At 47.4% G+C, this 26743-nt stretch carries 27 protein-coding genes and 1 riboswitch; of the genes, 8 read left to right on the top strand and 19 right to left on the bottom strand.

Annotation, left to right across the window (positions count from 1 at the left end):
• Nucleotides 1-95 precede the first annotated feature (95 nt).
• Nucleotides 96-1127: a peptidoglycan bridge formation glycyltransferase FemA/FemB family protein gene (locus BLD48_RS07645; RefSeq protein WP_071499675.1), complete on the bottom strand. Its 1032-nt coding sequence runs from the start codon at nt 1125-1127 to the stop codon at nt 96-98.
• A gap of 164 nt (nt 1128-1291) precedes the next feature.
• On the bottom strand, nt 1292-2479 hold the full coding sequence (locus BLD48_RS07640) for an MDR family MFS transporter (RefSeq protein ID WP_071499674.1): 1188 nt from the start codon (nt 2477-2479) through the stop codon (nt 1292-1294).
• Between the two features lie 173 nt (nt 2480-2652).
• Here BLD48_RS07640 and mnmM point away from each other — a divergent pair, with 173 nt between their 5' ends.
• Complete coding sequence (gene mnmM, locus BLD48_RS07635; RefSeq protein ID WP_071499673.1) at nt 2653-3243, top strand: tRNA 5-(aminomethyl)-2-thiouridylate-methyltransferase MnmM; 591 nt, start codon at nt 2653-2655, stop codon at nt 3241-3243.
• 54 nt (nt 3244-3297) lie between these two features.
• Here mnmM and BLD48_RS07630 read toward each other — a convergent pair whose 3' ends face one another.
• The 3 genes from BLD48_RS07630 to metK form a co-directional block, all read right to left on the bottom strand.
• Nucleotides 3298-4002 (bottom strand): alpha/beta fold hydrolase, encoded by a 705-nt coding sequence (locus BLD48_RS07630; protein WP_071499672.1) that lies wholly within the window; start codon nt 4000-4002, stop codon nt 3298-3300.
• Between the two features lie 81 nt (nt 4003-4083).
• The gene (locus tag BLD48_RS07625) at nt 4084-4572 is read right to left on the bottom strand and encodes a GNAT family N-acetyltransferase (RefSeq protein WP_071499671.1); all 489 of its coding nucleotides are present in this window, start codon (nt 4570-4572) and stop codon (nt 4084-4086) included.
• 138 nt (nt 4573-4710) lie between these two features.
• Nucleotides 4711-5919: a methionine adenosyltransferase gene (gene metK, locus BLD48_RS07620; protein WP_071499670.1), complete on the bottom strand. Its 1209-nt coding sequence runs from the start codon at nt 5917-5919 to the stop codon at nt 4711-4713.
• A 127-nt stretch (nt 5920-6046) separates the two neighbouring features.
• A riboswitch (SAM riboswitch) is annotated at nt 6047-6173 on the bottom strand.
• A gap of 232 nt (nt 6174-6405) precedes the next feature.
• On the opposite strand from metK, the gene pckA reads away from it, so the two are divergent.
• Entirely contained in the window at nt 6406-7974 is a 1569-nt protein-coding gene (gene pckA, locus BLD48_RS07615; protein WP_201723142.1) for a phosphoenolpyruvate carboxykinase (ATP), read from the top strand.
• A gap of 61 nt (nt 7975-8035) precedes the next feature.
• Here pckA and BLD48_RS07610 read toward each other — a convergent pair whose 3' ends face one another.
• From BLD48_RS07610 to BLD48_RS07570, 9 genes are all read right to left on the bottom strand, one after another.
• Nucleotides 8036-9289 (bottom strand): EAL and HDOD domain-containing protein, encoded by a 1254-nt coding sequence (locus BLD48_RS07610; protein ID WP_071499669.1) that lies wholly within the window; start codon nt 9287-9289, stop codon nt 8036-8038.
• Between the two features lie 167 nt (nt 9290-9456).
• Complete coding sequence (locus tag BLD48_RS07605) at nt 9457-10200, bottom strand: alpha/beta hydrolase family protein (RefSeq protein WP_143082926.1); 744 nt, start codon at nt 10198-10200, stop codon at nt 9457-9459.
• A complete protein-coding gene (ytkD, locus tag BLD48_RS07600) occupies nt 10172-10645 on the bottom strand; it encodes an RNA deprotection pyrophosphohydrolase (protein WP_071499668.1) in 474 nt (157 codons plus the stop codon). Before ytkD ends, BLD48_RS07605 begins: the two co-directional genes overlap by 29 nt.
• A gap of 129 nt (nt 10646-10774) precedes the next feature.
• Nucleotides 10775-12124: a glucose-6-phosphate isomerase gene (locus tag BLD48_RS07595; RefSeq protein WP_071499667.1), complete on the bottom strand. Its 1350-nt coding sequence runs from the start codon at nt 12122-12124 to the stop codon at nt 10775-10777.
• Between the two features lie 112 nt (nt 12125-12236).
• Nucleotides 12237-13403, bottom strand: a complete 1167-nt coding sequence (locus tag BLD48_RS07590; RefSeq protein ID WP_071499666.1) for an iron-containing alcohol dehydrogenase — start codon at nt 13401-13403, stop codon at nt 12237-12239.
• 125 nt (nt 13404-13528) lie between these two features.
• On the bottom strand, nt 13529-13921 hold the full coding sequence (yugI, locus tag BLD48_RS07585) for a S1 domain-containing post-transcriptional regulator GSP13 (protein WP_014971071.1): 393 nt from the start codon (nt 13919-13921) through the stop codon (nt 13529-13531).
• A gap of 892 nt (nt 13922-14813) precedes the next feature.
• On the bottom strand, nt 14814-15857 hold the full coding sequence (locus BLD48_RS07580) for a ribonucleotide-diphosphate reductase subunit beta (RefSeq protein WP_071499665.1): 1044 nt from the start codon (nt 15855-15857) through the stop codon (nt 14814-14816).
• The gene (locus BLD48_RS07575; RefSeq protein WP_071499664.1) at nt 15826-16314 is read right to left on the bottom strand and encodes a flavodoxin domain-containing protein; all 489 of its coding nucleotides are present in this window, start codon (nt 16312-16314) and stop codon (nt 15826-15828) included. Before BLD48_RS07575 ends, BLD48_RS07580 begins: the two co-directional genes overlap by 32 nt.
• Before the next feature lie 18 nt (nt 16315-16332).
• Nucleotides 16333-18600, bottom strand: coding sequence for a ribonucleoside-diphosphate reductase subunit alpha (locus tag BLD48_RS07570; protein ID WP_071499663.1), 2268 nt, complete (start codon nt 18598-18600; stop codon nt 16333-16335).
• 276 nt (nt 18601-18876) lie between these two features.
• On the opposite strand from BLD48_RS07570, the gene BLD48_RS07565 reads away from it, so the two are divergent.
• From BLD48_RS07565 to BLD48_RS07545, 5 genes are read left to right on the top strand one after another with little or no spacing between them, the layout of a single operon-like run.
• On the top strand, nt 18877-19110 hold the full coding sequence (locus BLD48_RS07565) for a DUF1871 family protein (protein WP_071499662.1): 234 nt from the start codon (nt 18877-18879) through the stop codon (nt 19108-19110).
• Nucleotides 19111-19123: 13 nt separating this feature from the next.
• Nucleotides 19124-19363, top strand: a complete 240-nt coding sequence (locus BLD48_RS07560) for a NifU N-terminal domain-containing protein (RefSeq protein ID WP_026832261.1) — start codon at nt 19124-19126, stop codon at nt 19361-19363.
• Between the two features lie 59 nt (nt 19364-19422).
• Nucleotides 19423-20217: a glycosyltransferase family 2 protein gene (locus tag BLD48_RS07555; protein ID WP_071499661.1), complete on the top strand. Its 795-nt coding sequence runs from the start codon at nt 19423-19425 to the stop codon at nt 20215-20217.
• Between the two features lie 5 nt (nt 20218-20222).
• Nucleotides 20223-20720 (top strand): Lrp/AsnC family transcriptional regulator, encoded by a 498-nt coding sequence (locus tag BLD48_RS07550; RefSeq protein ID WP_071499660.1) that lies wholly within the window; start codon nt 20223-20225, stop codon nt 20718-20720.
• A complete protein-coding gene (locus BLD48_RS07545) occupies nt 20717-21907 on the top strand; it encodes an aminotransferase (RefSeq protein WP_071499659.1) in 1191 nt (396 codons plus the stop codon). The genes BLD48_RS07550 and BLD48_RS07545 overlap by 4 nt, the downstream gene beginning before the upstream one ends.
• 52 nt (nt 21908-21959) lie before the next feature.
• On the opposite strand, the gene BLD48_RS07540 is transcribed toward BLD48_RS07545, so the two are convergent.
• Nucleotides 21960-22841, bottom strand: coding sequence for a MazG nucleotide pyrophosphohydrolase domain-containing protein (locus BLD48_RS07540; protein WP_071499658.1), 882 nt, complete (start codon nt 22839-22841; stop codon nt 21960-21962).
• Nucleotides 22816-23001 carry a hypothetical protein gene (locus BLD48_RS07535; RefSeq protein WP_071499657.1) on the bottom strand — a complete coding sequence of 62 codons (186 nt, stop codon included), beginning with the start codon at nt 22999-23001 and terminating at the stop codon, nt 22816-22818. Before BLD48_RS07535 ends, BLD48_RS07540 begins: the two co-directional genes overlap by 26 nt.
• 86 nt (nt 23002-23087) lie before the next feature.
• Between BLD48_RS07535 and ytvI the strand changes: the two genes are divergently transcribed.
• The gene (gene ytvI, locus BLD48_RS07530) at nt 23088-24212 is read left to right on the top strand and encodes a sporulation integral membrane protein YtvI (RefSeq protein WP_071499656.1); all 1125 of its coding nucleotides are present in this window, start codon (nt 23088-23090) and stop codon (nt 24210-24212) included.
• On the opposite strand, the gene BLD48_RS07525 is transcribed toward ytvI, so the two are convergent.
• From BLD48_RS07525 to BLD48_RS07520, 3 genes are read right to left on the bottom strand one after another with little or no spacing between them, the layout of a single operon-like run.
• On the bottom strand, nt 24196-24864 hold the full coding sequence (locus BLD48_RS07525) for a DUF429 domain-containing protein (RefSeq protein ID WP_071499655.1): 669 nt from the start codon (nt 24862-24864) through the stop codon (nt 24196-24198). The genes ytvI and BLD48_RS07525 overlap by 17 nt on opposite strands.
• Nucleotides 24845-25015, bottom strand: a complete 171-nt coding sequence (locus tag BLD48_RS16280) for a hypothetical protein (RefSeq protein ID WP_161487703.1) — start codon at nt 25013-25015, stop codon at nt 24845-24847. The genes BLD48_RS07525 and BLD48_RS16280 overlap by 20 nt, the downstream gene beginning before the upstream one ends.
• The gene (locus BLD48_RS07520) at nt 25012-26445 is read right to left on the bottom strand and encodes a leucyl aminopeptidase (protein ID WP_071499654.1); all 1434 of its coding nucleotides are present in this window, start codon (nt 26443-26445) and stop codon (nt 25012-25014) included. The genes BLD48_RS16280 and BLD48_RS07520 overlap by 4 nt, the downstream gene beginning before the upstream one ends.
• Nucleotides 26446-26743: the final 298 nt, after the last annotated feature.

The following is a 26743-nucleotide window of genomic DNA, read 5'->3' as shown; positions in this document are numbered from 1 at the left end:
TACGTAGCGTACCAAAAAAACCTGACCGTTCGTAGACGGTCAGGCGGATTCACAGAATTTAAGTCCAGGAAGCCCCTACTTCAGTGGTGGGAGTGTCAGATTGATAAAACAGTTTCTTGATACCGATACTCCGGGAAATAACCGGCTTCTTTATTGTTGCCATAATGCTCACACAATTGTTCGTAGATATGCGGTAAAAGAATTGTTTTTCCTTGGTGGTACTCAAACATCCTGTATCCTGTGTATCGACACTTACTTTCAAACAGACTATCCCGTTCTTTGTAGCCACCACCTAGATGCTGTTCCACCATCCCGGCAGCTTTCGAATATAAAATCGCTTCATATTCGAGACGTTGATTCGGATAGAGTTTATGTTCATCCCGTTCACATCCGATGAGATGGCCGTGCGCGTACCGTTGACCAAGCAAGACAAAGTAAGCGCCAACCGCCTCTCCCTGCCATTCAGCAATTAACAACAACGGTCGACAAAGCGATGTCGGTTTAAATAATCGTTCGAAGTAGTCGGATGTAAAGTAATAGTGCAACGAAGCATCTTTTCGGTCCATCGTCTGATAATAAAGGCGAATGAACGTCTGTAAATCATCGTTTGTACCTATACGGACACTCAGATCAGACGCTAATGACTTCCGAATCATGCTTCGATTTTTCTTGTGAAATGTCTGCATGATTTCTTCTACAGATGGTCGAAGATCAATGCTAGTCGTATGTCGAATGAACTCCCTTTCCGTCCAATCCGGTACATGTTTTTCATTTTCCGTCAACGGATTAAAACGAATCAATTCTGAAACGACTTGATTACGCATCGCCCATTGGCGAAAAGACCGTTTCGCATCCGCCAATTCCTGTCTCGTCAATTCACCGACGATTTCTGGTCCGCCGTAACCGTAGGGCGTGATGATGTCAAAATAACGGGTCTCAAAAATCCGCCGTTTCAAAAACGGATAAAACAGTTCACCCGACTGCCCCTGAAAATAAATCAGACCGGGAGATTCTTCAGGACGTGCATTCAAATGAACATATTCGTAACTGTAAAAAATATCGAGTGGTTTGTCTTGCATAAGCGTCGTCCAAATCGACTGGTCTTCAATAAAAACACATTGCCTCATCTTGTCCACCTCCGGCATGCGACACGTCTGACAAACCAAATTTTCTTTAATTTGGTTAATTAAACAATATTCCCCTGTTAATAAAATACCCAATCTCCCTTTTTTTATGCTCCCTCTTTAAAAAGACGCAAGAACGGATTCACCCCCGCTTCTCACGTCTTTTTTCACTGCTCTATTTTTTTAGGTTTTGGTACCGCTCGAACGAAGGTGAATCCTGCCAGAATGATCAAACCAATCAATGTGAGGAAAACGGCATCCATTCCGGATACATCATAAATCAATCCTCCAACCGTCGGACTGATCATCCGTCCTGCAGAGGCTGCGATATTAACGTACCCTTGGAACTCCCCTTCTTTTCCAATCGGTGCTAAGCGTGCTGCCATTGCCGGAACAGCAGGCCAGATGAACATTTCACCAATCGTCAAGATGATCATGGCGACTAAAAACATCTTGAAGCCGCCAGCAAACGGAACAATCAAATAGGACAGAAGGAAGATACCGGTCCCGGTTAACAACTGACGCTTCAAATCATCTCCAAACCAGCGCAAGACAGGTGTCAACAACGGTTGTGCAAACACGATCAAAGCCCCGTTGATCGTCCATAAGATAGAGTACTCGGAAATCGTCACACCGAGTGACTTCGTATGGACAGCAAATGTCCCTTGCCACTGGACGTAAACGAACCACAACAGGGCATATCCGATTGATACGTAGAGCATCGTCCGGACCGATGTCCGCGACAGGGGTTCACGTGTCTCTTCCCCCGCTGATCTCGTATGGCGTTTCACTGGATTCACATGGATCCAGTTCAAACCAACTAACAAGACGACGGCAAACAACAGATACAGCACAAGATTCGCGATAAAGATGAATTGAATATCAATCGCCGCAATCTGACCGCTAATCGCTGTTCCTAACGCGACACCGACATTTTGCGCCACATAAATCGCATTAAAGGCCCGTCTGCCACCTTCCGGCCAGATGACACCCGTCAAGGCATAGATGGTCGGGAAAACCATTCCTCCGACGAATCCGATCAATCCAAGCATCACCACGTACCCGGTAAAGGTCTGGTGGAACATCCATAAGCCGATGGACGCGAGGACCAGACCGACGACACTGATGACAAGTGTCCGTTTGCCGCCTAACCGGTCAAAGGCTTTTCCACCGATATAGTTCCCGACGATGGCAAGAGCAGAGTTGACGAATAAAGCCATTCCGGCTTTCGTCATCGATTCTCCCAGATATTCATGAATGTATAATGTATTGAACGGCCATAAAAAAGAAGATCCTGTCGTATTGATCGCCATCGCCAATACCAGAATCCAGACCGCACGAGGTAATTTCGGCATGGTAAGTATCCTCCAATATAGTTTCCAACCTTGCCACTTTACGAAATTGTATCGCACTCTGTCAAGAAACTTCGTTTTAAACGAACAATCGGAAAAATGATACAATTGACTACAGCATCGATTTTACGGGTACTTAGAAAAAAGGATATCCATCAGGAAGAGGAGTTTATGCCATGTCACTTGCACGTGTGTTACCTTACGCAAAAGAATTACTGGAATCCGTCATCCACGAAGGAGACTGCGTCGTGGATATGACTGCCGGGAACGGTCACGATACCCATTTCCTTGCTGAACGAGTCGGACCAAGCGGACGTGTCATCGCTTTTGATGTTCAGGAACAAGCCATTGAAGAAACGAAACGCCGTCTGCAGGCGGCACATGTCTCCGAATGGGTCGACTTGTATCACGAAAGTCATATTCATGTCGGTGCTCGTTTATTTGACGAACAGCGTCCGATTCGTGCTGGGGTCTTTAATCTCGGTTATTTACCAGGGAGCGATAAGTCGGTCACGACGACGGGAGAAGAAACGTTAGAAGCGCTTCGGGCGTTACTTCCGGTCCTCGTGCCCGGTGGGTTGATTGTCCTCGTGATTTATCATGGACACCTTGAAGGACGTAAAGAACGCGACGCCGTTTTGGAACATGTTGCCCTGCTGCCGCAGCAAGATTATGCGGTCTTGCAGTATCGGTTCTTGAACCAACAAAATAATCCACCCTTTATCGTCGCCATCGAAAAAAAACTTAAAAAACAAACGATCGACTGAAAAAAGAGGATGCTGTCGCAAATGACGGCATCCTCCTTTTTAGATGACTTTTCCTTAATCCTCAACCAGTTTGAGGAACAATAAAAGTTTTTCAGCAAAACGTGTGTTTAATCGTTCAAAACTAAAGTGCGGGAAACCATGCAGGCGTTGCAGATAAATCTGGTCGCCCCCCATTTTTCGGCACACTTCGAGCGTCAACTTGACATCCGCAAACTGATCGTCCGGCGCATAAAAACAAGCCAAATGGACACGAGGTAATTTTTTTCGTTCCTCATCATGTAATACGATTTCTTCTTCGATTTCACGATATTGGGCATAGGTCAACTCACCCAAACGGACAGCGTCTTCATTGTTTTGTCCGAACGGTAACGTCCCGAGTGGGGCATCCGGGCGAAAACGATCAAATGCACTCGCAAACACTTGCTTGACGCCACCGAGTTGCTTTGAATTGTGCCAATCAAACAAGGGTGAGATAAAGGACAGACTGGCAATCGGTAATTCGTATTCCTGCAACAGTCGGTTGACGACGAGTGCCCCCATGCTGCAGGCAATGATATGAATCGGAAGCTTCCGTTTACCCGCTTCTCGTAACGCTTCTTTTAATAACTGTTGGTGTTCTTCAAACGATACACGACGTGGTGCGTCGACTAAGAGTACTTCATATTCTTGTTCCAAGACACGAATCAACGCTTCACTTGGTCGGGCACGTAATTGGAGTGGATACACAAGAACGATCACTCCGGTTGGTTGTTCTACCACAAACTCACCTCTTCATTTGATATCTGTTTAGTATGCAACAAATCCGACTCCAGCCAAACCGCCTTAAGTCGGATTTCGTTTTTATTCATATATACGTTGCAGTCGCGTCACAGGTTCCACTTGTCCAAAGACTTCCTCTGTCGTCTCGCTGATTTCCTTAAATCCGTATGCAGTCAAAAAGTGACGGGCTTTATAATTGCGTGATTCGATGTACACTTCAATTGGAGAAGCACCTTGGAGCTCAAGCTCTCGAATCAGTCTCCGCCCGATTCCATTCTGTTGATATTTCGGCAGGACATACAGGCGGACGATTTCCCACGTCCCGTCGACATCAATCGCATGAATGAATCCCACAATCTCCCCATCGATCAGACCTACATTAAAATATTCTCCGCGCGCTTCTTCTGCTGTCCGGATTGCCCGAACTACTTCTTCTTGCGGGTAGGCTTCCTGAACGAAATGGGCTTTCGAGCGCTCAGAATAGATTTCCTCGTACGTATCCATCCAAGACGTGAGCGCAATATCATGAATGCGTGCTGCATCAGCAGGAACTGCTTCGCGTATCTCCATACCGAAATCCCCCTTTTCCTTTTACAGACTCATGTTCTTTTACCCTTTTCTAGAAATTTCAGTCGTTTCCCTGCAAAGTTCCGGAGAAACAAAAAAAGTTCAGAAACAACCTGTGAAAGGTTATTTCTGAACAAAGGATTAGACGAAACGTTTTGCCTGCTCTTCAAGAGTAGCAGCTTTATCTGTCTGCTCCCATGGCAATTCGATGTCTGTACGACCGAAGTGACCATAAGCTGCTGTCTGACGGTAAATCGGACGGCGGAGATCAAGCATCTTGATGATCCCTGCAGGACGAAGATCAAAGTTTTCTGCGATTAATTCGACGAGTTGCGCTTCAGGAAGTTTTCCTGTTCCGAATGTGTCAACCGCGATTGACACCGGATGCGCCACACCGATTGCGTAAGCAAGCTGAACTTCTGCTTTGTCTGCAAGACCAGATGCAACCAAGTTTTTCGCAACATAACGTGCTGCATAAGCAGCTGAACGGTCGACTTTCGTTGGATCTTTACCAGAGAAAGCACCACCACCGTGGCGTGCGTAACCGCCATACGTATCAACGATGATTTTACGACCTGTCAAACCTGCATCTCCTTGTGGTCCGCCGATGACGAAACGACCAGTTGGGTTGATGAAGAATTTCGTGTCTGCATCGATGTACTCCGTCGGAATAACTGGAGCGATGACATGTTCTTTCAGATCTGCTTGGATTTGCTCAAGCGTCACTTCTTCCGCATGTTGTGTTGAGATGACGATTGTATCGACGCGAACAGGTTCATTGTTCTCGTTGTATTCAACCGTGACTTGCGTTTTACCATCCGGGCGGAGGTAATCGAGTTGTCCCGTCTTGCGAACTTCTGCAAGACGACGAGCGAGACGGTGTGCAAGTGAGATCGGAAGTGGCATTAGTTCAGGTGTTTCTTTCGTTGCGTAACCGAACATCAGACCTTGGTCTCCTGCTCCGATAGCATCAATTTCTTCATCTGACATGTTTCCTTCGCGTGCTTCAAGCGCTTGGTCTACACCAAGAGCGATGTCTGCCGATTGCTCATCAATCGAAGTCAATACAGCACATGTGTCTGCATCGAATCCGTACTTCGCGCGTGTATAGCCGATTTCACGAATCGTTTCGCGTACGACTTTCGGGATATCCACGTAAGTCGTTGTCGTAATTTCTCCTGCCACAAGGACAAGTCCTGTCGTGACAGACGTTTCTGCAGCAACACGTGCATTAGGATCTGCCGCAAGAATCGCATCTAAGATTGAATCCGAAATCTGGTCACAGATTTTATCCGGGTGACCTTCAGTTACTGACTCCGACGTAAATAGTCGGCGATTAAGGTTTGTCATGTTTGACCCTCCCAAAAAAGAATTTGACGGTGTACTCATTTCCCCTAGTTGAGTGGGACGGTAAAATGAAAAAAACCTTTCCATGTCCAAAAATGGTCAGGGAAAGGTTGTGCGTTCTTCCTTTACCCTCTTATCGTTCGAAGTGTTTACTTCGCTTCAGGAGAGCACCTTTTCCTACATTAATGATGAAATTAACATAAGACGGTTGCCGGGTTTCTTCGGGCCTTGTTCCCTCCACCTGCTCAGAATAAGAGTATCCGTTACGAATTACATGATATAAACTTGTGTCCACTCTGTCAAGCAACGTTTTAATTTTTTGTCGAAAATTTTCGGAAGAGGTGTTAAACTGTTAATGCTGAAAGCGTTTCCAGATAAATAGAAATCAGCGCAGGAAAATGATTGCCCTATCATTAGTATGTCATATATAATAAATGTGTCATACTAATGATGGAGCCAAAACCAACGTAGGGGAAAGGTGGGGTCAGGATGCCGATGACGGTCCTGAATATCGAAGAACTACTCATGAAGGAGCATGTGTTCAAACAACTATCCGTTGCCGAACTAGTCGAACATGCGATTCGAAACAAAGAAGGAGTTCTTGCAGAGAATGGTGCTTTATCTGTAGAAACGGGGAAATTTACAGGTCGTTCGCCAAAAGACAAGTTCATCGTCCGCGATCAGTCATGCGAGACACACATCGATTGGGGTCATGTCAACCAACCGATGGAGTCGGACAAATTCGAGCAACTGTTACAAAAAGTTCTTCGTCATATGAACGAAACAGATCAGCTCTACTACACAGAGGCTGCTGCTGGTGCCGATACGCATTTCACCCTTCCAGTACGCGTCGTGACAGAATATGCTTGGCATAATCTGTTCGCAAAACAACTGTTCTTACGGGAATATCCTACGGTTGCGGCCTTTGAACCCTTTACGGTCGTCTATGCACCACACTTCAAAGCTGATCCAGCAGTCGATGGTACGAACTCAGAGACGTTCATCGCGATGTCGTTTGAACACCGGATCGTCTTGATCGGTGGTACCGAGTACGCAGGAGAAATCAAAAAATCGATTTTCTCAGTCATGAATTATCTGTTACCGCAACAAGATGTCTTATCGATGCACTGTTCAGCAAACGTCGGACACGAAGGTGACGTCGCTCTGTTCTTCGGACTATCGGGGACTGGTAAGACCACCCTGTCGGCAGACGACAATCGTCAATTGATCGGTGACGATGAACACGGTTGGTCGCATGATGGTGTGTTCAATATCGAAGGCGGCTGTTACGCCAAAACCGTTAATCTCTCACGCGAAAAGGAACCACAAATCTTTGATGCAATCCGATTTGGTACGGTGCTTGAAAACGTCGTTCTTGATGCACAACGGACGCCAGACTATGATGATACGTCATTGACGGAAAACACACGTGCTGCCTATCCGATTACATCAATCGATAATATCGCCATCCCGTCACGCGCTGGCCATCCGAAAACGATTGTGTTCTTGACGGCTGATGCGTATGGTGTCTTACCACCAATCAGCAAGTTGACGAAGGAACAGGCGATGTATCATTTCTTATCGGGTTACACGTCTAAACTCGCCGGGACAGAACGTGGTGTCACTGAACCAGAAGCGACATTCTCGACGTGCTTCGGTTCTCCGTTCTTACCATTGATTCCGGAAAAATATGCGACGATGCTGGGTGAACTGATTGATCGTCATGGTGTCACGGTTTATCTTGTCAACACAGGTTGGACCGGTGGTGCTTATGGTACCGGTAGTCGGATGAAGCTTGCGTATACACGGACGATGGTCAACGCCGCGGTCAACGGTCTACTCGTCGATATCCCGACAGAAGAACATCCAATCTTCGGACTGCACATGCCCGTCGAAGTACCTGATGTGCCGACTGATCTGCTGAATCCCGTCAAAGTGTGGGCAGATGCAGCCGCTTACGAGCAACAAGCGACGGCACTTGCTCATAAGTTCGTCGAAAACTTCAACCGATTCGAAAGTGCGACCGATGCCATCAAATCGGCTGGACCTCGTATTTAATGTTTCGTCTATACCAGAAAGGTTGAGCCTCTGTTTGGAGTGCTCAACCTTTTTTTGCCGTTTAGACAATCAAATCTGTTTTATCTTGCAAATGTTGTTCCTTTTGAGCCAACCAAACTTGGCTTTCCTTCAGTAGCTCATAGGCACGTTGCTTCGAGATCCCAAACCGGTTGCTGAGCAGCTCAAAATGTTCGAATTCACCACGATCCGCGCTGATTGCCAGTAAGAGACAGTCCCGAAACGGATGATCGTCTCCTTGCAAGACCGTTTTTAAGGTCAGTTCAATCGGTAATTGATCGATGATTTCATCGATATCGACTGACAGCAAGGCATCGATGTGCGAAAGTAGTCCGATCATATAAGCACTTTCTGCTTTCAATGTCTTCGTTTCGCTCGCAAACAATTCGCATAACTTCGCACAATGTAACGAAGAACGTAATAATTCATCCGACCATTTATAAGGACTCGCGAGTTTCATCTCACGTAAGACGATCAGTGAAATCCAACTTTTCAACTGCGAAAAACCAAGTAATGAAATGGCTTGTCGGACAGAACTAACCGTATTCCGTAACCCGATTCCCGGTGAATTGATGAGTTGCAAGACTTGAACACTAATGTACGGATTTCTTTCGATTTCATCGACGACCTCGTCGTAATGGTCATCTGTATCCAACCATTTCAGCATCTTCAGCAAAACAGGGACTTGAGGCGGAACCGCTCTCCCTTTCATCAGCATCGGTTTCGCATAAAAATATCCTTGAAACCAGTCATAACCCATTTCAAGGCTCCGTGTATGATCTTCATGCGTTTCGACGCGCTCCGCCAAAAAGCGCATATGTGGATAATTACGTTTTAAGATATGTAAAATCGCACTTTGTTCCCGTGGATTAATCGCTTCGATGTCAATTTTGATGAGATCAATTAAATCAAACAGTTCAGCACCATGATGACGCAACAAGTCCGTCACGAAATCATCGAGTGCCAGCATGAAACCTGCTTCTTTCCACTTCTTGAGCGTCAGCAACATGGCATCATCAATCTGAACGGTCTCCAATACTTCAATCACAAATCGTGTTGGATCCAGATGATCAATCAACTCGGACTGCAATAAGTCCCCCGTGAAGTTGATGAATAGTCGTTTCCCTTCCGCCACATGATCTACTCCGAGATGAATCAGTGTATTGGTCAACACATCCATCGTCGCAAGATCCCCATCAAACACAGCAGGTGCTTCAACGGAACGATAAAGTAATTCAAAAGCATCAATCGAACCATACCGGTCAACGATCGGTTGTCGCGCGAGTAAGATTTCCATCTCATGTTCCCCTTCTAAATCCGTTAATCAAGCTTATTTTATATGTTCTAGTATATCAAATATTGATTTCTCTTAAAAAATCAGTTTTTCAAAAGATATCAATGTTCCTTACATTTTTAGTAAAAATCACCTCAAGACAAGTCGTTGAGGTGATTTCTACATTCCGTTCATTCTGACAGCATCCAATCGATGACTTGACCGGTCACAGCAATTTTTTGATGAATCGGGAATTGATGGGCATATTGATAGACTTTTAAGTGGGTTTGTTCTGGATAACGGGCTGCATAATTCGTTGCATGCCGCAGACGAACATTTTCATCGTACAGTCCGTGAATCAACAAGACGTCTCCTTGCGGTGGAAAATAAAGCGGCGAACGGACTTGGTAGGCTTGCTTCTGTTGATCCGGCACCCCACCTGTAAACCGCCTTAGCATCTTTTGCATCGTCCGCTGTTCCTCATACGTCCAGACCAGATTCGTCACACCCGCCCAGGAGACAGTCCGAGCGACAGGTCGATAGTGGGCCAGTAACAGTGCCATTTGCCCTCCCCTTGAAAAACCGAAGACGGACGTCCGCTCTACCCGTTCATTCAGCCAATCAAATGCGGCAACCGCATCCAGGATGTCGTGATGACCAAAATCTTCTTTCCCCGTCCCGCCTAAATTCCCCCGGTAAAAAGGAGCCATGACCAGGTATCCCGCTTGGGCGAACTGCATCAGACGTGTCGGTCGGACCATCCCGATATTTCGTGTCCCACCACGTAAGTACAACAACCCTTGACCGTTCGCATGAACGGGAAGGACGACGTAAGCACCGACCCGTTCGCCGTCAGACGTTTCATAAAACATCCGAAACGTCCGGAACGGCCCTTGTCGCGGCAGTTCAAACCAATCGGCGTTCGGCGAGTACACGAAGAGTCTCCGGAAGGACACGGTCCTTCATCATGAAGCTGTATTGACGGTTCGTATCCAGGCGAGGTGGGATCTCGTCCAACAGGTAGGCTCCGTCTGTCTCATCGATAGCCAGATGTGGGACAAGCGACTCGATTTCAGCAAAATAAATGTTTTTGATGATCGTGTCCCCTCGCCCTTCGACCCGGTATTGTCCAATGTATTGCAGACGTTCAATCCGTCCACCGGTTTCTTCCATCACTTCTCGATACGCCGCTTGCTCGGCCGTCTCTCCTGGTTCGACTTTTCCACCCGGAAACTCGTACCCTCGTTGTTTGTGATGTGTCAGTAACCATTTTCCCTCGTACACGGCAATGACCCAGACATGAAGGGGTTGAATCGAGAATGGATGGTCTTCAAAACTCAGTTCAACCCGATTTTGGTAATAATCTAAAAACGTAATCACGTGCGTGCACCTCATTTCTTCTTCTCTCTTCACTTTACCTGTTTCGAAAGCATTCTAAAAGTGAAAGTGCGTAGGAATTCGTCAGAATGACAAAAAAAGGCATCTCCCAATGCGGAGATGCCGGTTTGCTTAGTTCAAGCGGGCTTCAAGTTCTGCTTTTTCTGCTTCAAATCCTGGTTTACCGAGTAGCGCGAACATGTTTTTCTTGTACGCTTCAACACCCGGCTGATCAAACGGGTTCACGCCGAGCAAATAGCCGCTCATCGCACATGCTTTTTCGAAGAAGTAGAACAAGAACCCAAGATGATACGGTGTCATCTCCGGTAATTCAACCGTCAAGTTTGGTACTTGTCCATCCGTATGGGCAAGTAACGTTCCTTCAGCTGCCTTATCATTAACGAATTGAATCGATTTTCCTTCGAGGAAGTTCAAACCGTCCAAGTCCTGCGCATCTTTTTCGATCGTCAAGGCATGACGCGCTTGTCCGACTTTGATGACCGTCTCAAACAAGTCACGGCGTCCTTCTTGGACGTATTGGCCCATCGAGTGAAGATCCGTTGAAAAATCAACCGCTGCCGGGAAAATGCCTTTGAAGTCTTTTCCTTCTGACTCGCCGTACAACTGTTTCCACCACTCCGAAACATAGTGCAGGGCCGGTTCGTAGTTGACGAGGAGTTCAATTGTTTTTCCTTTTGCATACAAGGCGTTCCGAACGACTGCATATTGATAGGCTTCGTTTTCAGCCAAGTTCTCATTTGAGAATTGAACTTGTGCGTCACGTGCTCCAGCCATTAATTCTTCGATCGAGATTCCAGCCGCTGCAATCGGTAACAGACCAACCGGTGTCAAGACCGAGAAACGTCCACCAACATCATCTGGAATGACAAATGTCTGATAGCCTTCTGAATCCGCAAGCGTCTTCAAGGCACCACGTGCTTTATCTGTCGTCGCATAAATCCGGTCTTTGGCACCGGCTTTACCATACTTATCTTCCATGAATGTTTTCAAAAGGCGGAACGAAATCGCTGGTTCTGTCGTCGTCCCCGATTTCGAGATGATGTTGACCGACACATCTTTCCCTTCCAGTACTTGGAACAAATCATGTAAGTACGTTGAAGAGATATTATGTCCGGCATAAATGATTTGTGGTGCTTTCCGTTCTTCTTTTGATAACAGGTTGTGGAACGAATGACCGAGCATCTCGATTGCCGCACGTGCACCAAGATACGATCCGCCGATTCCGACGACTAACAAGACATCCGAATCCGACTTGATTTTTTCTGCTGCTGCTTGAATGTTAGCAAACTCCGTTTTATCATAGTTCGTCGGTAAGTCCACCCAACCGAGGAAATCACTACCGGCACCTGTCCCGTTATGGATGGCTCCGTGTAATGTCTTCACCGTATCTGCCATATAGTCTACTTCATGTTGTCCTACGAATTGTAGGGCCTTCGAATAATCAAAACGTACCGTTGTCATTCACTCGTCCTCCTTATTCATTCGCAAACAAATGCGACCTTCCTTTTCATTAAAACGCAAGAAGGAAGGTCGTTCAAGTCTTTTGTGAAAAGATTAGCAAATGTTGTAGTGCTTATAAAGCAGCTGTTACGATTTGACGGACATCGTCATTACCAAGTGATTTGAAGTTTCCGAAGTCACCACGTGTCATGGCTGACTTCACGATTGAATCGACAGTCTCTTCTTTGATGTCATAATCCGCAAGACGGTTCGGTGCACCCAGTGACGTCCAGAACGCACTGATTGCATCGATGGTCGCGTGTGCTGCTTCCATTTCTGATTTATCTGTCGTATCGACGTCAAAGACGTTTTCACCGAGCGTGACGAAACGGTGTGCGTTTGACTCATCGAGAACGTGGCGCATCCAGTTCGGGAAGAGGATTGCCAGTCCACCTGCGTGCGGGATATCATGAACCGCTGAAACAGCGTGCTCAATGTTATGTGACGCCCAGTCACCGCGTGCGCCCATTTGAAGCACACCGTTGAGTGCCATCGTACCGGCGAACAGAATCGTACCACGCAGTTCAACGTTTTCGAGATCGTTGACGAGTTTCGGTGCAGCTTCGATGACAGCTTTCATGACGCCTTCTGTCATTCGTTCTTGAACAGGTGCATGCGCCGTATGGAAATACTGCTCGAGGCAATGGCTCATCATGTCGACGATACCGTAGATCGTTTGATCTTTCGGAACGCTGACTGTGTACTTTGGATCAAGGACTGAGAATGTCGGGAACGTCAACGGGCTGCCCCAACCGTATTTTTCTTGTGTTTTCCAGTTCGTGATGACAGAACCTGAGTTCATCTCTGAACCCGTTGCTGCAAGCGTCAAGACTGTTCCGAACGGGATGACGGTTTTGGGAGTGGCTTTCCCGATGACGAGATCCCATGCTTCACCTTCGTACGGGATACCGGCAGCAATCAATTTCGTACAGTCGATGACGGAACCGCCACCAAGAGCGAGCAATGCATCTACGCCTGCTTCACGCGCGATTTTAATGCCACGCTCTGCTGTTTCGATCCGTGGGTTTGGTTCAACGCCGTCACACTCGACGTATTCGATGCCGGCTTCGTTTAATTCACGCGTTACGTCATCATAGACACCATTACGTTTAATACTGCCTCCGCCAAATACGAGCATGACTTTTTTAGCGTTTAATGTTTTGAGCTCATCTTTAATCTTGCTGACTTGACCGTCACCAAAAATAAGTTTCGTTGGATTGCGATATTCAAAGTTTTCCATTGTGTGTTGCCCCCTTGATAAGTAATGAACACCTTACATTATCCACACATTCCCCTTTTGCATCTATTTTAATGCTTATAACACAAAAAAAGAGAACCGACCGATGTCGATTCTCTTTCACATTCTTATTTTTGGAAGTTTGATTTTTCAATCCATTCTTCCAATTTGCCTTTTAACACGTTGAAGCCAGGAGCTTCTTCTTGTTTGAAAGCAGGACCTGCATCGCGACGGCCAGTGTTTTTGCGTGGGCCTTTAGCGCGTGCTTCGCGTTTTGGAGCTTCCTGTGTAGCTTTGATCGAAAGCTTCATTTTTTTGTTAGCTTCGTCGATGTCGAGAACTTTAACAGTTACTTCATCGCCAACTTTTACGTAATCGTTGATGTCTTTTACGTAATCGTGTGAGATTTCTGAGATGTGGACGAGGCCTTGTGTTTGCTCGTCAAGTGCTACGAAAGCACCAAAGTTTTGAATACCAGTTACTTTACCAGTAACAACTTGGTCTTTTTCAAAGTTTGCCATAGTTTATACACTCCCTAACTAAATTCATCAACTTATAATAACATACTTTTTACGGATGGTAAAAAATATTTTTCAAATTGTTTATTTTTTATTTTACAAGGGAACAAATTAGTAGCAAGACTTCAAGTATTCCCCCTGATTCTGCCGGACTTTTCGAGTCCGGCCCTTTTTTTGTCCACTTTTCGATTGACCTAAATAAAAAAGAGTAAAGGATACATAAAAAGGACAGGACAGGTCCGGTCTGCTCGCTTTCCGTGGACAAGTCATCATGCCGCTTCAGATGCGATGCATCTTCCAGGGTCATGATTAACTTGTTTTTCCGCAGGAGTCGAGCATGACCTCACCTGTCCTAGCGTAAAGGAAATTGTATCATGAAGCAACCAAAATTTGATCAGTTAGATTAGTCAATTAAAAATCGAAACGTAACTGGCAGTGGCCATTTACGAATGAACCTGAACGAAAGTGTTCATCAATCCAGCGTGATCCGCGATAATGACCGCATACCCAGTGTGCATTACGATAGTGAGGCGCAATAAGGCACATTAGAAGTCCTCCTTCCCTCTAAGCAGGGAAGGATCACTTTCAGCTTCAATCAAATAAAATTGTTTTACTTGAGACACATATGTAGTATTGTTTGAGTAAGTTCTTAACAACACTATTCTTGTTCAAATAGACACTGCAATGTCTATTTGAACGCAACGTGCAGCCGAGAATTAATCCTCCCTGCCGTACTAAGCAGTTGCGTTTTCGCAACTGCTTTTTTTTACGTTCTTTTCGAACCACCCCCTTAAAAATCAAAATTTTCGGTTTTTTTCGGCGTTAGAAAAAGAACTAACTGATTTTGTAGATAAATTTTCATCAGTTAGTTCTTTCCACTTACATTTTATTCGGCTTACAAATCGTCAAACCCGTTTGCATCCGTCACTTTCGCATATGACCGTGATTTTTGCTCAAAGAAATCGGATTTCGTCACATTCATCGAATCATCGGAATACGCGCGGATCCATGGCATGACGTCTTCATCATGTCCCTCATACAAATCGTCGAGTCCGATGACACGGAGACGTTTGTTGGCCAGATATTTCACGTAGTCACGCATCTCACTGACGTCAAGTCCGTCCAGATCACGCAGGACGTATTCACTCCACTCAATCTCAAGATCAACCGCCCGCTCGAATGTCGCATAGACGAATTTCGTGAATGAACCGTCCGCGTCAATCTCTGGATGTTCCGTCAAGACGGCACGTAAGAGTTGGCTGATGAAGTACGAATGTTGTAATTCATCACGCTGGATGTAGCTGATCATCGTCGATGTCCCCACCATCTTTTGGTGACGGGCTAAGTTATAGAAGAACGCAAACCCGGAATAGAAATTGATTCCTTCAAGAACGATCGAGGCGACGAGTGACTTCGCAAAGTTTTCCGGCGTCCGATCATTTTGGAAATCTTCGTATAAATCAAGAATGAAGGCATTCCGTTTCATGACCATCTCATCGTCTTTAGCAATATCAAAGATCCGGTTCTGTTCAGACAACGGGACGAGACTTGAGAGTACGTAACTGTAGGATTGGTTATGCACGACTTCCTGCTGGGCAATGATGGCGAGAATCGCATGAATCGAAGCGTCTGACGTAAACATCGCCGACTCTAGGATATAACGAGTTTGGACCGAATCGAGAATCGATAACAGACCAATGATCCGTTTGAACGCATCCTGTTCCCGTTCACTCAATTGATTCCATTGTTGCATGTCCTTCGACATCGAGATCTCGTCCGGAATCCAGAAGTTCGATAATAACTGTTTATAGATCGAATAAAACTGGGGATAGGCAAGATCGTTCCAGTTGACGATCGAGCTCGTTTCGCCACCAATGATCGCGGTCGCCCGATTTGGATGACGGGCATCAAGCAGTTTGATTTTTTGTAGTTGTTCCATGTTGTTCGGCTCCCTCTTTCTGTAATTGCAATAACGTGCGACGTGTCCATTCCTTGACCAGATGCGGCCGGTTTCGTGGTGATTGTTCGATTTTGAGCAGTTCACCTGCGAGTGGGACACCAAACTTCGAAAGATGATAGGCCATCTCATCGACGGCGCGGCAATATTTGACGAATATCTTATCACCGGTCCCAAAGACAGCAGCCTGCGGAATCTTGTGCGGACTTTCTTTTAAGACCATCTTCAGACAGTCCCGCATCTCATCCGGCAACTGGCCGTCTCCCCACGTATACGAACCAAAATAGACGATATCATAAGGGACCAGCTGATACGTCGTCACGTCATCCGCAAAGATCATCGTCGGTTCAACCTGCATCTCGGAACACGCTTTCGCGATGAGTTCCGCAACCTCCTCTGTATTTCCGCTCATTGACGCATATACGATCGCTGCCTTCATGATACCGTCCTCCTTCTTTTATGATGAACACGACTCACATTCATCGATTTCAACAGTCGTTGAACGTGTATAGTAAATCGTCTTCATCCCGAGCTGCCATGCTTCCATATGCATCTCGAGTAATTCTTTTGCTTTGATACTGTTTTTGACGTAGAGATTAAAACTGATTGCCTGATCAATGTGGCGCTGACGTGACGCATTTTGACGGATGCTCCAGAGTTGATCAATCTCAAACGCTGACTTATAGAACCAGTTCGTCTCCGGAGTTAAATCAGGAACCGTCACTGGAATCTTATAGTTTTTCTTTTCTTCCGCGTACACTTTCTTGTAGATCGGATCGATCGAAGCCGTACTGCCGGCAATGATCGCCGTCGACGAGTTCGGTGCGACTGCCATCAGGTAGGCATTTCGCATGCCGTGCGCTGTGATGTCCGCTTGCAGACGATCCCAATCGAGCTCAGCGGTCGTTTTATAGTGACGACGGGCGATGTATTCCCCTGTCTGCCACTCGGATCCTTCAAAGAGACGATATGCCCCTTTTTCTTTTGCGAGTTGCATCGAGGCATCAATCGTCAAATACGCGATTTTTTCGTAGAGGCGATCGGCGTACTGCACGGCCTCGACCGATTCCCAACGGATACCTTCAAGTGCAAGCAGGTGATGCCAGCCGAATGTTCCGAGACCAACGGCGCGGTATTTTTGGTTTGTGATCTGTGCTTGCGGAACATCAATCGTGTTCAGATCAATGACGTTATCGAGCATCCGCATCTGAATCGGAATCAAGCGTTCCAAGACATCCGAACGAACGGCACGTGCGAGTGCGATCGAGGACAAATTACAGACGACGAAATCACCCGGTGTTTTCGTGATGATGATTTTCCCGTCTTGTGTATATTCTTCCGTGACCGTCGTCGGGCTCATGTTTTGCATGATTTCTGAGCAGAGGTTCGACGAATAAATCATACCCGCGTGTTTGTTCGGATTGGCGCGGTTCACCGCGTCGCGGAAAAACATATACGGTGTTCCTGTTTCGAGCTGTGACCGCATGTATCGTTTGACGAGATCAATCGCTGGTACTTTCGTCCGGCTCAGACGTGGTTCATTGACACAGGCTTCATACTTCTCCGTGAAGCTGCCGCCTTGCTCCGTCTCATCAAACGAATCTTCCAGACTGAAGCCCATCACTGTCCGGATTTCGTGTGGATCGAACAGGTACCAGTCGCCTCGCGCCTCGACGGTCCGCATGAAATGGTCCGGTAGGCTGACGCCGGTGAACAAGTCATGTGTCCGCAACCGTTCGTCCCCGTTGTTTAACTTCGCGTCGAGAAATTCAAGGATATCCTTGTGCCAGATATCGAGATAGACGGCAATCGAGCCTTGACGCATACCAAGCTGATCGACGCTGACGGCTGTGTTGTTCAGCTGCTTCATCCAAGGGATGACACCACTTGATACACCTTTGAATCCTTTGATGTCTGATCCACGGGAACGGATTTTCCCCATGTAGACCCCGATTCCACCGCCGCCTTTTGACAGTGTCGCGACATCCGTATTCGAGTCATAGATGCCACGCAGTGAATCGTCGACCGTATCGATGAAACAAGATGAGAGTTGACCGTACGATTTGCCGGCGTTAGACAGTGTTGGTGTCGCAACCGTCATGTAGAGATTCGATAAGGCCCAGTAGGATTCTTTGACGAGATCGAGACGACGGTCTTTCGGTTCCGTCTGCATGAGCGTCATCGCGATGACCATAAAACGTTCCTGCGGCAATTCGTATAATTTTTTGACATGATCGCGCGCTAAGTAACGGTCTGCTAATGTCCGGAGTCCGATATACGTAAACAGATGGTCGCGTGACGGGTCGATCGACTCTGCAAGCTCCTCGACTTCTTCTTTTGTATACGTTTCTAGCAGGTGTGGTGTGAAGATTCCGATCTCCGTCAACTTTTCGATCAACGTGTAAAGCGAACCATATCGTTCGTCCGCTCCATAACCACGATTTTCACTCGCTTCCAGATACAAACGATTGAGGTACGTCGCCGTCGCAACAAACGTCCAGTTTGGTTCTTCTGCCTTTAACATATCAAGTGCATGCATCGTCAACAGTTCATAGACTTGATCCGCCTGTAACGTCTTTCCTTCAAGTGCCCGAATTGCCCGTTCTGTGTAACGTTCGACGTCGAGCTCTGAATATGATGCCGTAATCTGACGAATCACCGTATATACATCTTCTATTGTCATTGCACCTTGATAGATGCGTGCTGTATTCAGTGGAGATGCCACTATGAACCACTCCCATTCTCTAACTTTCAAAATAGGTTTCGTTGTCTCAAAAAATGCGCTAAACTAAAAAAAGACGCCCTACATATAGGAAGAGTAATTGTACTATCACTCTATATATAGACGTTTCAGGCATTTTTAAACCTATTTATCTACAAGATATAGGTTATCACTGAATGACCAAAAAATAACCCCTTGCATTGAAAATCAGGTCAAACAAATTTAAAAAGGCGGACTACCGCCTTTTGAGATATATTGAGATAAGGAGTTTAGTCGATTATGAGGTCAGAAGAACTTTTAAAAAAATATGATCCATTTCACCTAGGACAAGGAAATTATCCGACGGAAATGTCTGCTATACTAAGCTTACTGACGGTCCATGATCAAATAAGCCCACTTGCAGAAGCAATCGGGTCTGTATTTGAAGAATCGTTTGGTGAACAACCGGATCGGCAGGAATTAACTTTACTCGCAACGAACTTACTTCTATGTGAAGAATCGTGTGAACTTTGAAAGGAGACTTATTATGCAAGTTGACTACACACCTAATCCAAACTCAGTAAAAATCACCCTCGACGGAGATCGTTTCGGGGCGAAAAGTACAAGTGTCAAAAAAGGGGATACACCGGAAGACGCCTTGCTCGCATCCCTCATTACGATCGACGGTATCGACAACCTCTTTGCATACGGTGATTTCGTCACCGTGACAAAAGAAGCAGATGCTGAATGGAATGACTTACTTCCAACAATCGAAGAACATATGTAAATATCTCACAAGGACACCTTGAACGTTACAGGTGTCTTTGTTCTAAGGAGACGACTCCCATGCCTACGGTTTCAGTCATCATTCCGACATACAACCGGTCACGTGAATTGCGTGAAGCCTTGACCGCACTGACAAAACAATTTTTTCAAGATTTCGAAGTCATCATCTTAAATAACAACGGCGACCGGCTCGAATCCGTCATCGCTGACTTTAACGGGCAGCTGGCGATCACCTATGTCGATCTTCCGGAAAACCATCATGTCCGGGCACGCAATCATGGTGTCTCGCTGGCAAAAGGACGTTACATCCTTCTGCATGACGACGATGATTTGTTATTGCCTTCGCATATCGAGGAAGTCGTCGGCGACTTGGAAGCCGGTGCCGACTTGTCCTATGCCGACGCTGAACTGTTCACCTATGACTGGCAACAGGATCACCGTGTCGTCCGGACGACGGAGCCGTTCGCCTATCCGTATGACCGCGAAGGCATGAAGGAAGACTCGACGTATATCCCGTCCGGTTCCATTTACCGGAAATCATTGCACGAAGAACTGGGACTTTTTGATGAAGAGGTCTTCAACTACTGGGACTGGGACTGGATCTTACGGGTCGGCCAGAACCATCTCGTCTTGCACCCCGCTCGTGCGACTGTCCTGTATGCCTTTAATCCGTCCGGCAATCATGAATCCGCAAAACAGGATGCCTCACGTCGCGTCTATTTTGACCGCCTCGTCGAAAAACATCAATTACCGACGACCGATATGAAAAATTTCCACATCGTTCAAGAAGAACGACGGTCGCGTCTACGTGAGACACGTCGCACGTTTAGTGGCCATTTGACAGAAAGTGAGTGAACTTCATGTATACAGATAAACAATTGGAATTACTTGAACTGCTAACCCAAAACGGACCGGTCGACCACGTTCTGGCGGCTCAAATGCTTGACTTAACAGAAGACGAGGTCCTCTCATCGCTTGCGGCATTCAAAGAAGATGGCGTCCTACTCGGCTACACAGCCGTCATCGATTGGCAGAAGATTCATGCCCATCATGGTGTGACAGCGTTCATCGATGTCAAAGTGACACCAAAACGCGGGCGAGGATTCGATGAAGTCGCGGAACGAATTCACCGTTTTCCAGAAGTGACGTCGCTGTACCTGATGTCCGGTGCGTATGACTTACAGGTTGTCCTCGATGGAAAATCACTCCAGGAAGTGTCACAATTCGTCTCGGAAAAACTGTCGACGCTCGACTCTGTCATCTCGACGACGACGCATTTCCGGCTGAAGACTTATAAACATGACGGTGTCTTGTTTAGTCAGGATGATGGTGACAAACGATTGAAGGTGTCTCCATGAAGTCGTTATCTGAACGAGTCGAACGGTTAGCCCCTTCCGGCATCCGACGTTTTTTTGATTTAGCGGGTTCGATGGACGATGTCATCTCCCTTGGTGTCGGGGAACCGGATTTCGTCACCCCCTGGAATGTCCGCGAAGCCAGTTTCGCAGCGCTCGAACAAGGTTATACGGCGTATAGTGCGAACGCCGGTCTCGTCGAGTTACGTCAGGAAATCCGCCTGTACATGCAGGAAAAGTTTTCGATTGATTACGAAGTCGCAGATGAGATCATCGTCACGACCGGTGCCTCGGAAGGACTCGATTTAGCCTTTCGGACGTTGATCAACCCCGGGGATGAGGTCATCGTCGTCGAGCCGGCGTTCGTTTCCTATGCACCGTTGATCGAACTTGCAGGCGGGATTCCCGTCGCAGTAGCCTGTCAGGCAGAACACGGCTTTACGATTCAGCCTGACACGATTGAAGCCGCAGTGACCGATCGGACAAAAGCCATCATTTTTTGTTTCCCGTCCAATCCGACCGGCTCCGTCATGTCACGGGACCAGTTGGCGGATCTTGCCTTGCTGGCTAAGAAACATGATCTATACGTCATCAGTGACGAAATCTATGCCGAGTTGTCGTACGAAGACGAACCGACCTGCTTTGCGACATTACCCGACATGCGGGAGCGGACGATCGTCATCAACGGTTTCTCAAAAGCGTTTGCGATGACCGGTTGGCGGCTTGGGTTTACGTGTGCCCCACCAGCCATCAGCCAAGCGATGCTGAAGGTTCATCAGTACGGGATGATGTGTGCACCGACACTCGTCCAGTTCGCAGGAATCGAAGCGTTACGTTCCCGTCACAAGACGGTACCGGATATGGTCCGGAGTTATCGCCAACGTCGTAACTATTTCGTCAAGGCACTGAATGATGCCGGTCTGCCGACCCATTCGCCGGGTGGCGCCTTTTATGCCTTCCCGTATATCGGGGGGACCGGTTTGACGAGTGAAGAATTTGCAGAGCAGCTGTTGCTTGCAGAACGCGTCGCTGTCGTGCCCGGTTCAGTCTTCGGTGCGAGTGGCGAAGGGTATGTCCGCGCGAGCTACGCCAGTTCGATTGAGCAGCTTCAACAGGCCATCCACCGGATCAACCGGTTCATGCAACAGTTGAAACATCAACCAACGGAACTCTCGAACCATTCGAGCTGATGCCGGCATACCAAAGAAGCGTCGATTCCGGAATCGACGCTTCTTTGTTGTTTCATTCATCGACATGAAGCACTAAAAACATACGGTGGTCATCCTCGGCATGATACGGTGAAACTGGACCGAGTTGAGGGGCATAGACATCAATCCGGTACGGTGCCTCTTTGAAGGATAATGGCGTCTGTTCTTTGATGATTCGTCCAATCTGATCCGCCTGTTCCTTGACACGCAGTAGACTGTCACTCCGTTCGATCGGTGCCTCGATGATGAATCCATCGATCCCTTCTATCCGGGCACAGCGAAGAAATCGTCGTAACGATGGCAAGGCGGCTCGGATATGCGCTTCAAGCAACATGCCTGCTTCATGGACAGGAGCCCCCCATAAACGTTCCGTATTTCCCGTTGCGCTTCGGAAGTGATCGATCGTTTCTTCCGTAACCGGATCCCGTGTCAACGCAAAACGCGTCCGGTCACGGCGTAAGTTCTTTTCATTCGTTTGATCGATTTCCTTGAGCAGGTCAAGTTCTAGAGGGCGTGCCAAGCGAAACAGTTCCCGCTGGAGACGGGCCAACGAAGTTCCAATTGGAATGATGTCCTCCGTCCTTTTCGGCGGCTTGTCTCCTTCGTAACCATTCATCACGCGGGCAACTTGACCCGCTTCGTGCACGAGCCGGTAAAATGATCCTTGTTCCTGATCGTGTTCGGTACCAAGCCGTCGATGTTGCTCTGCCAAATCGGTCACGTATTGATTCGAAAGACAGGTCGAGATCATCAAGACATCAACGAGTTCCGCTTTGAGTGATTGATCGTCGTTCGCCTCAAGTGCTTCTCCGACTTCCCCCACTTCCTCGATCAGTCGCGCCAACCCGGATAACGGACGAAAGTATCCACCGAGTGCCCGAATCGTTTCATCAACCTTTTCTTGAAGAAGTCTCATCTCCTGCATCATCCTGCACCTCCGTCAAACCTTTCACTAGCTGATCTTCTGTTTGTTGCTTGAATTGTCGGTTGAACTGTTGGTTTTTGCGCCATTCTCGAACTGCCATCCCGCCGGCTACGGCAAGTGAGACGAGTAATCCAACTTCTTTTCGTTTCATGCCAATTCCCCCTCTTTAGAGTGATACGTTCTTCTGACAAACATGATATGATGATGACATTCCATACATAGTAAGAGGTGTTGCTTATGTCGACTGAACGTTTGTGGCAATTAGCTCGTTTCCTTGGCGTCATCCTTGCCATCTTTTTTACCGGTTGGCTGATTATTCGCTTGTCTTCTTTCATGTACCCGTTCGTTTTCGCCTTTTTACTGGCTCTTTTTAGTCGACCGCTCGTCGACTTTTTCCAAAAGCGGCTCCGCATCAATCGAGGATGGGGTGCCCTTCTGTCGATTATTTTAATGAGTGGTCTGTTAATCGGCTCACTCGTCCTGATCATCATGCAATTGATCCGTGGACTGGTGTTTGTCGCGAACCAGTTGCCGGCACAGATTCAAGAGCTCAGTCTTTATTTCCAAAAGCTCTACAATGAAAAACTGGCACCAATTTGGAATGATGCCTCAGAAGCACTCCGGTCGCTCGAACCGTCGCAACAAAATACTGTCCAAAACAGTATTCAATCGCTCGGCAGTTCGCTTGCCAGCGCCATCGGTGAAGGATCGAAAAACATCGCCGGGATGTTGCAGACGATTTTAGCGACACTCCCCTCGATCGCATTGATTTTAGTCATTGTGTTGCTCGCCTGGTTCTTCATCTCAAAAGACTGGCATAAATATGAGATCCGCTTGAAACAATATGAAATGTTACCATGGTTCGCCCGTGCCGAATCGGTCGTCGCGAGTCTCCGGTCCGCCTTGTTCGGATATATCAAGGCGCAATTGACATTGATTACGATTACGTTTTTCATCGTTCTTGTCGGACTATTGATCATCGGGGTCGAACATCCCTTTGCGATTGCCTTCATCGCGGCGTTTTTTGATATCTTACCCTACCTTGGAACCGGCTCCGTCTTTTTACCTTGGATTGCCTATTCCATCATTACGGGAGATACCGGGCTTGCAATCGGACTTGCGATTCTCTATGGTCTCGTGATTTTACAACGGAACATCATGGAACCAAAAATCGTCGGTGACAACATCGGTATTCAACCGATCACTGCCTTGATCGCCTTGTTCGTCGGCATTCAATTTTTCGGTGTGTTCGGATTGATTCTCGGACCACTCGTCGCCGTGATTCTTAAAGCCTTGCACAATGCACGGATCTTTCATTATCTCTGGTCGTTCATTAAAGGATCACCTACACCATTTCGGTGAAGGTGATTTTTTTCGGTAGTGCCGCATATAAAGGAAAGCCGTCGGCATCGAACGGACGATGTTTTGGCAAGTACGTAGCCGGCAATGTCGCTGCGACGGCAAGCAGACATGCATCGACCCAGTCGTCAGTTGCGACGCCCGGCACTTTGAGTTTCCAGTAAGGCGGACAATCGTACCGATGCAATAGCTCCGTCCGCTCTGCTACGCCTTCGATTGTCCGTTTATTGTGTCGCGCCGGATGACCCGTCAGACGGGCAAAGCAGACTTCCGGATGGGATTCCATCATGCCCGGTTGATAGTGTGTACGGACTTGACGGATTTTCGGTAACAAGTACCAGGCTTGTTTCGATAAACCGAGACCTGCTTGCTGTTTCGAATAATCATTGGCCGCTTGATAATCAGATTGTTCCAATGCCGCGAGTAGCGGGGCATTAAAGACACTACTCGTTCGACCCGGTTTTAATTCCTCGCGCAACAATTGATCAACGACTCGCCGCTGTTGTCGTTCGAGACCAATCGGCATATCGATATACGTGACGGACCCGCATCTGATGTCAGACAGCGACGAAGCAACCGACCAGGAGAACTGACCGTCCCGAATCGAGACCGCCACCCAGCCGGCCTTCGCCGCGTCAATCCCGGTGACGTCCACTAGACTTCTCCCGTGTTCCCTTCATCAGTGACAAGACCGTGAACACACTTAAAAATGTCGCCAGTCCCAAGGGAATTTGTTCGTGTGAATCGAGATACCAGACGATACTGATGATGGTCAATAAAACGAGAACGCTGTTCAATCGGATCATCCTTCACGTTCAACAAAACGATACAGACTCCGGACCATGACACCGGTCGCGCCTTTTGGACCGAGTTCGGTCGCGGCCTTTTGTTCCGATGTTCCGGCGATATCGAGATGAAGCCATGGTGTTTCGCCAACGAATTCCCCGACAAAGGCACCACCAAAGATCATATGCCCCATCCGTCCCGGTGAATTGTTTAAATCCGCGACGTCGGAGCGGCGAACTTGTTTGATGAATTGATCGACGTACGGCATCTGCCAGACCATCTCGTTTGTCTCTTGCGTCACGGCTTCGAATCGACTGTAAAGAGCCGCATCATTCGTCAACGCACCCGTGATTTCTGTTCCGAGGGCAACCAGCACACCGCCTGTCAATGTCGCTAGATCGATGATCATCTTCGGTTTGTATTCTTTGGCATAAGTGACGGCGTCTGCTAAAACCAGTCGCCCTTCTGCATCCGTGTTTAAGATTTCGATCGTTTTTCCTGCCATCGACGTGATGACATCATCCGGCTTAAACGCGTCTCCGGAAATCATGTTGTCCGTCGCCGGGATGACACCTAATACGTTGACGTTTGGTTTAAGTTTACCGAGGGCTTCAAACAATCCGAGCACGGCTGCCGCGCCCCCCATATCCCCCTTCATCCCAACGATCCCGTCTTTTGGTTTGATCGAGTACCCACCCGTATCAAATGTGACCCCTTTTCCGACGACGGCGATCGGTGCGTCGTCACCTGCTCCGTTGTACTCGAGGACAATCAGTTTTGGTGGAATCGTTGACCCTTGGTTGACGGCCAGCAAGGCGCCCATTCCGAGTGCTTCCATCTCTTCTTTTTCCAAAACCTTCAGGTCGTGCCCGTACCGCTCGGCGATAAAACGCGCTTCGTCTGCTAAAGCAGGTGCGGTCAGCAGGTTCCCTGGCATCGTCACGAGGCGTCGTGCGAGGTTCGTCGCTTCAGCAAGCGCTTCTCCACGTTCTACGTCCCGTTCTCCCGCATCCGACCAAATCGTTAAGTCCAGCTCATACGTCGCATGCGTCGTCGTCTTATAATGTTTGACTTCGTATGTAGCTAAACCAAACGTCTCGGCGATCAATTCGACCGGTTGACTTGGAAACGTCGTCGCGTCAACTGTCGCTTTTGAGAGGTTCCGTGTTTTTAAGAACTGAGCTGCCTTCCCAAATAAACGACGAAGTGTGTCCGGCGTGAGACCTTCCGTTTTCCCAAGACCGACAAATAAGACACGTTCGACTGTTCCGGTTAACGTTGGCAATAAACGGAGTTCTCCTTGTTTCGTCGAGATATCTCCCCGACGCACCCACTCATCCAATCGATCCGGATAAAGTGAACGAATCCGTTCCTCGACCGGTTGGTTACCTGAAATACCGACAACGAGTACTTCGACATGTGCTTGTGGATTTACTTGATTCCATCGCATATTCAATTCCCCCTTTAGTAATACTTATAAGTATGAAGCGTTTGATCTGATTTTCCAACTGATAGCACCCAAGAAAAATGAAACCGCTCTCATTTTCGACGTTCGTTAATTTGTCGATTTGGACCGTTTCAAACGATTGTTGCCCGTTTCACAATGTGATAGGATTAAACAGGTGAAAAGGACAGGCACTTCTACTAAACGGTCATTTTGGCAACAACAGAAATGTCTACGTTTTCATTTAAAGGGAGAGTCCGCAATCGACCCGTTAAGAGAGATGCGTTTATGGGTATCTATAGAT

The organism is Exiguobacterium sp. KRL4 (assembly GCF_001870785.1).
In the GTDB taxonomy this organism is placed as follows: domain Bacteria; phylum Bacillota; class Bacilli; order Exiguobacteriales; family Exiguobacteriaceae; genus Exiguobacterium_A.
Note: the sequence above shows the minus strand (reverse complement) of the source record. Positions and strands in the feature narration are given on the sequence as shown.

Excerpts from the sequence above, each read along its gene's own strand:
- BLD48_RS07555 (WP_071499661.1), top strand. The coding sequence starts at position 19,423 with ATGCCTACGGTTTCAGTCATCATTCCGACATACAACCGGTCACGTGAA.
- BLD48_RS07610 (WP_071499669.1), bottom strand. The coding sequence starts at position 9,289 with ATGGAAATCTTACTCGCGCGACAACCGATCGTTGACCGGTATGGTTCG.
- metK (WP_071499670.1), bottom strand. The coding sequence starts at position 5,919 with ATGACAAACCTTAATCGCCGACTATTTACGTCGGAGTCAGTAACTGAA.
- BLD48_RS07595 (WP_071499667.1), bottom strand. The coding sequence starts at position 12,124 with ATGACAACGGTACGTTTTGATTATTCGAAGGCCCTACAATTCGTAGGA.
- BLD48_RS07575 (WP_071499664.1), bottom strand. The coding sequence starts at position 16,314 with ATGAAGGCAGCGATCGTATATGCGTCAATGAGCGGAAATACAGAGGAG.
- pckA (WP_201723142.1), top strand. The coding sequence starts at position 6,406 with ATGCCGATGACGGTCCTGAATATCGAAGAACTACTCATGAAGGAGCAT.
- BLD48_RS07590 (WP_071499666.1), bottom strand. The coding sequence starts at position 13,403 with ATGGAAAACTTTGAATATCGCAATCCAACGAAACTTATTTTTGGTGAC.
- BLD48_RS07540 (WP_071499658.1), bottom strand. The coding sequence starts at position 22,841 with ATGAGACTTCTTCAAGAAAAGGTTGATGAAACGATTCGGGCACTCGGT.
- ytvI (WP_071499656.1), top strand. The coding sequence starts at position 23,088 with ATGTCGACTGAACGTTTGTGGCAATTAGCTCGTTTCCTTGGCGTCATC.
- BLD48_RS07550 (WP_071499660.1), top strand. The coding sequence starts at position 20,223 with ATGTATACAGATAAACAATTGGAATTACTTGAACTGCTAACCCAAAAC.
- BLD48_RS07520 (WP_071499654.1), bottom strand. The coding sequence starts at position 26,445 with ATGCGATGGAATCAAGTAAATCCACAAGCACATGTCGAAGTACTCGTT.
- BLD48_RS07560 (WP_026832261.1), top strand. The coding sequence starts at position 19,124 with ATGCAAGTTGACTACACACCTAATCCAAACTCAGTAAAAATCACCCTC.
- BLD48_RS07535 (WP_071499657.1), bottom strand. The coding sequence starts at position 23,001 with ATGAAACGAAAAGAAGTTGGATTACTCGTCTCACTTGCCGTAGCCGGC.
- BLD48_RS07625 (WP_071499671.1), bottom strand. The coding sequence starts at position 4,572 with ATGGAGATACGCGAAGCAGTTCCTGCTGATGCAGCACGCATTCATGAT.
- BLD48_RS07640 (WP_071499674.1), bottom strand. The coding sequence starts at position 2,479 with ATGCCGAAATTACCTCGTGCGGTCTGGATTCTGGTATTGGCGATGGCG.
- yugI (WP_014971071.1), bottom strand. The coding sequence starts at position 13,921 with ATGGCAAACTTTGAAAAAGACCAAGTTGTTACTGGTAAAGTAACTGGT.
- BLD48_RS16280 (WP_161487703.1), bottom strand. The coding sequence starts at position 25,015 with ATGATCCGATTGAACAGCGTTCTCGTTTTATTGACCATCATCAGTATC.
- mnmM (WP_071499673.1), top strand. The coding sequence starts at position 2,653 with ATGTCACTTGCACGTGTGTTACCTTACGCAAAAGAATTACTGGAATCC.
- BLD48_RS07580 (WP_071499665.1), bottom strand. The coding sequence starts at position 15,857 with ATGGAACAACTACAAAAAATCAAACTGCTTGATGCCCGTCATCCAAAT.
- BLD48_RS07565 (WP_071499662.1), top strand. The coding sequence starts at position 18,877 with ATGAGGTCAGAAGAACTTTTAAAAAAATATGATCCATTTCACCTAGGA.
- BLD48_RS07545 (WP_071499659.1), top strand. The coding sequence starts at position 20,717 with ATGAAGTCGTTATCTGAACGAGTCGAACGGTTAGCCCCTTCCGGCATC.
- BLD48_RS07645 (WP_071499675.1), bottom strand. The coding sequence starts at position 1,127 with ATGAGGCAATGTGTTTTTATTGAAGACCAGTCGATTTGGACGACGCTT.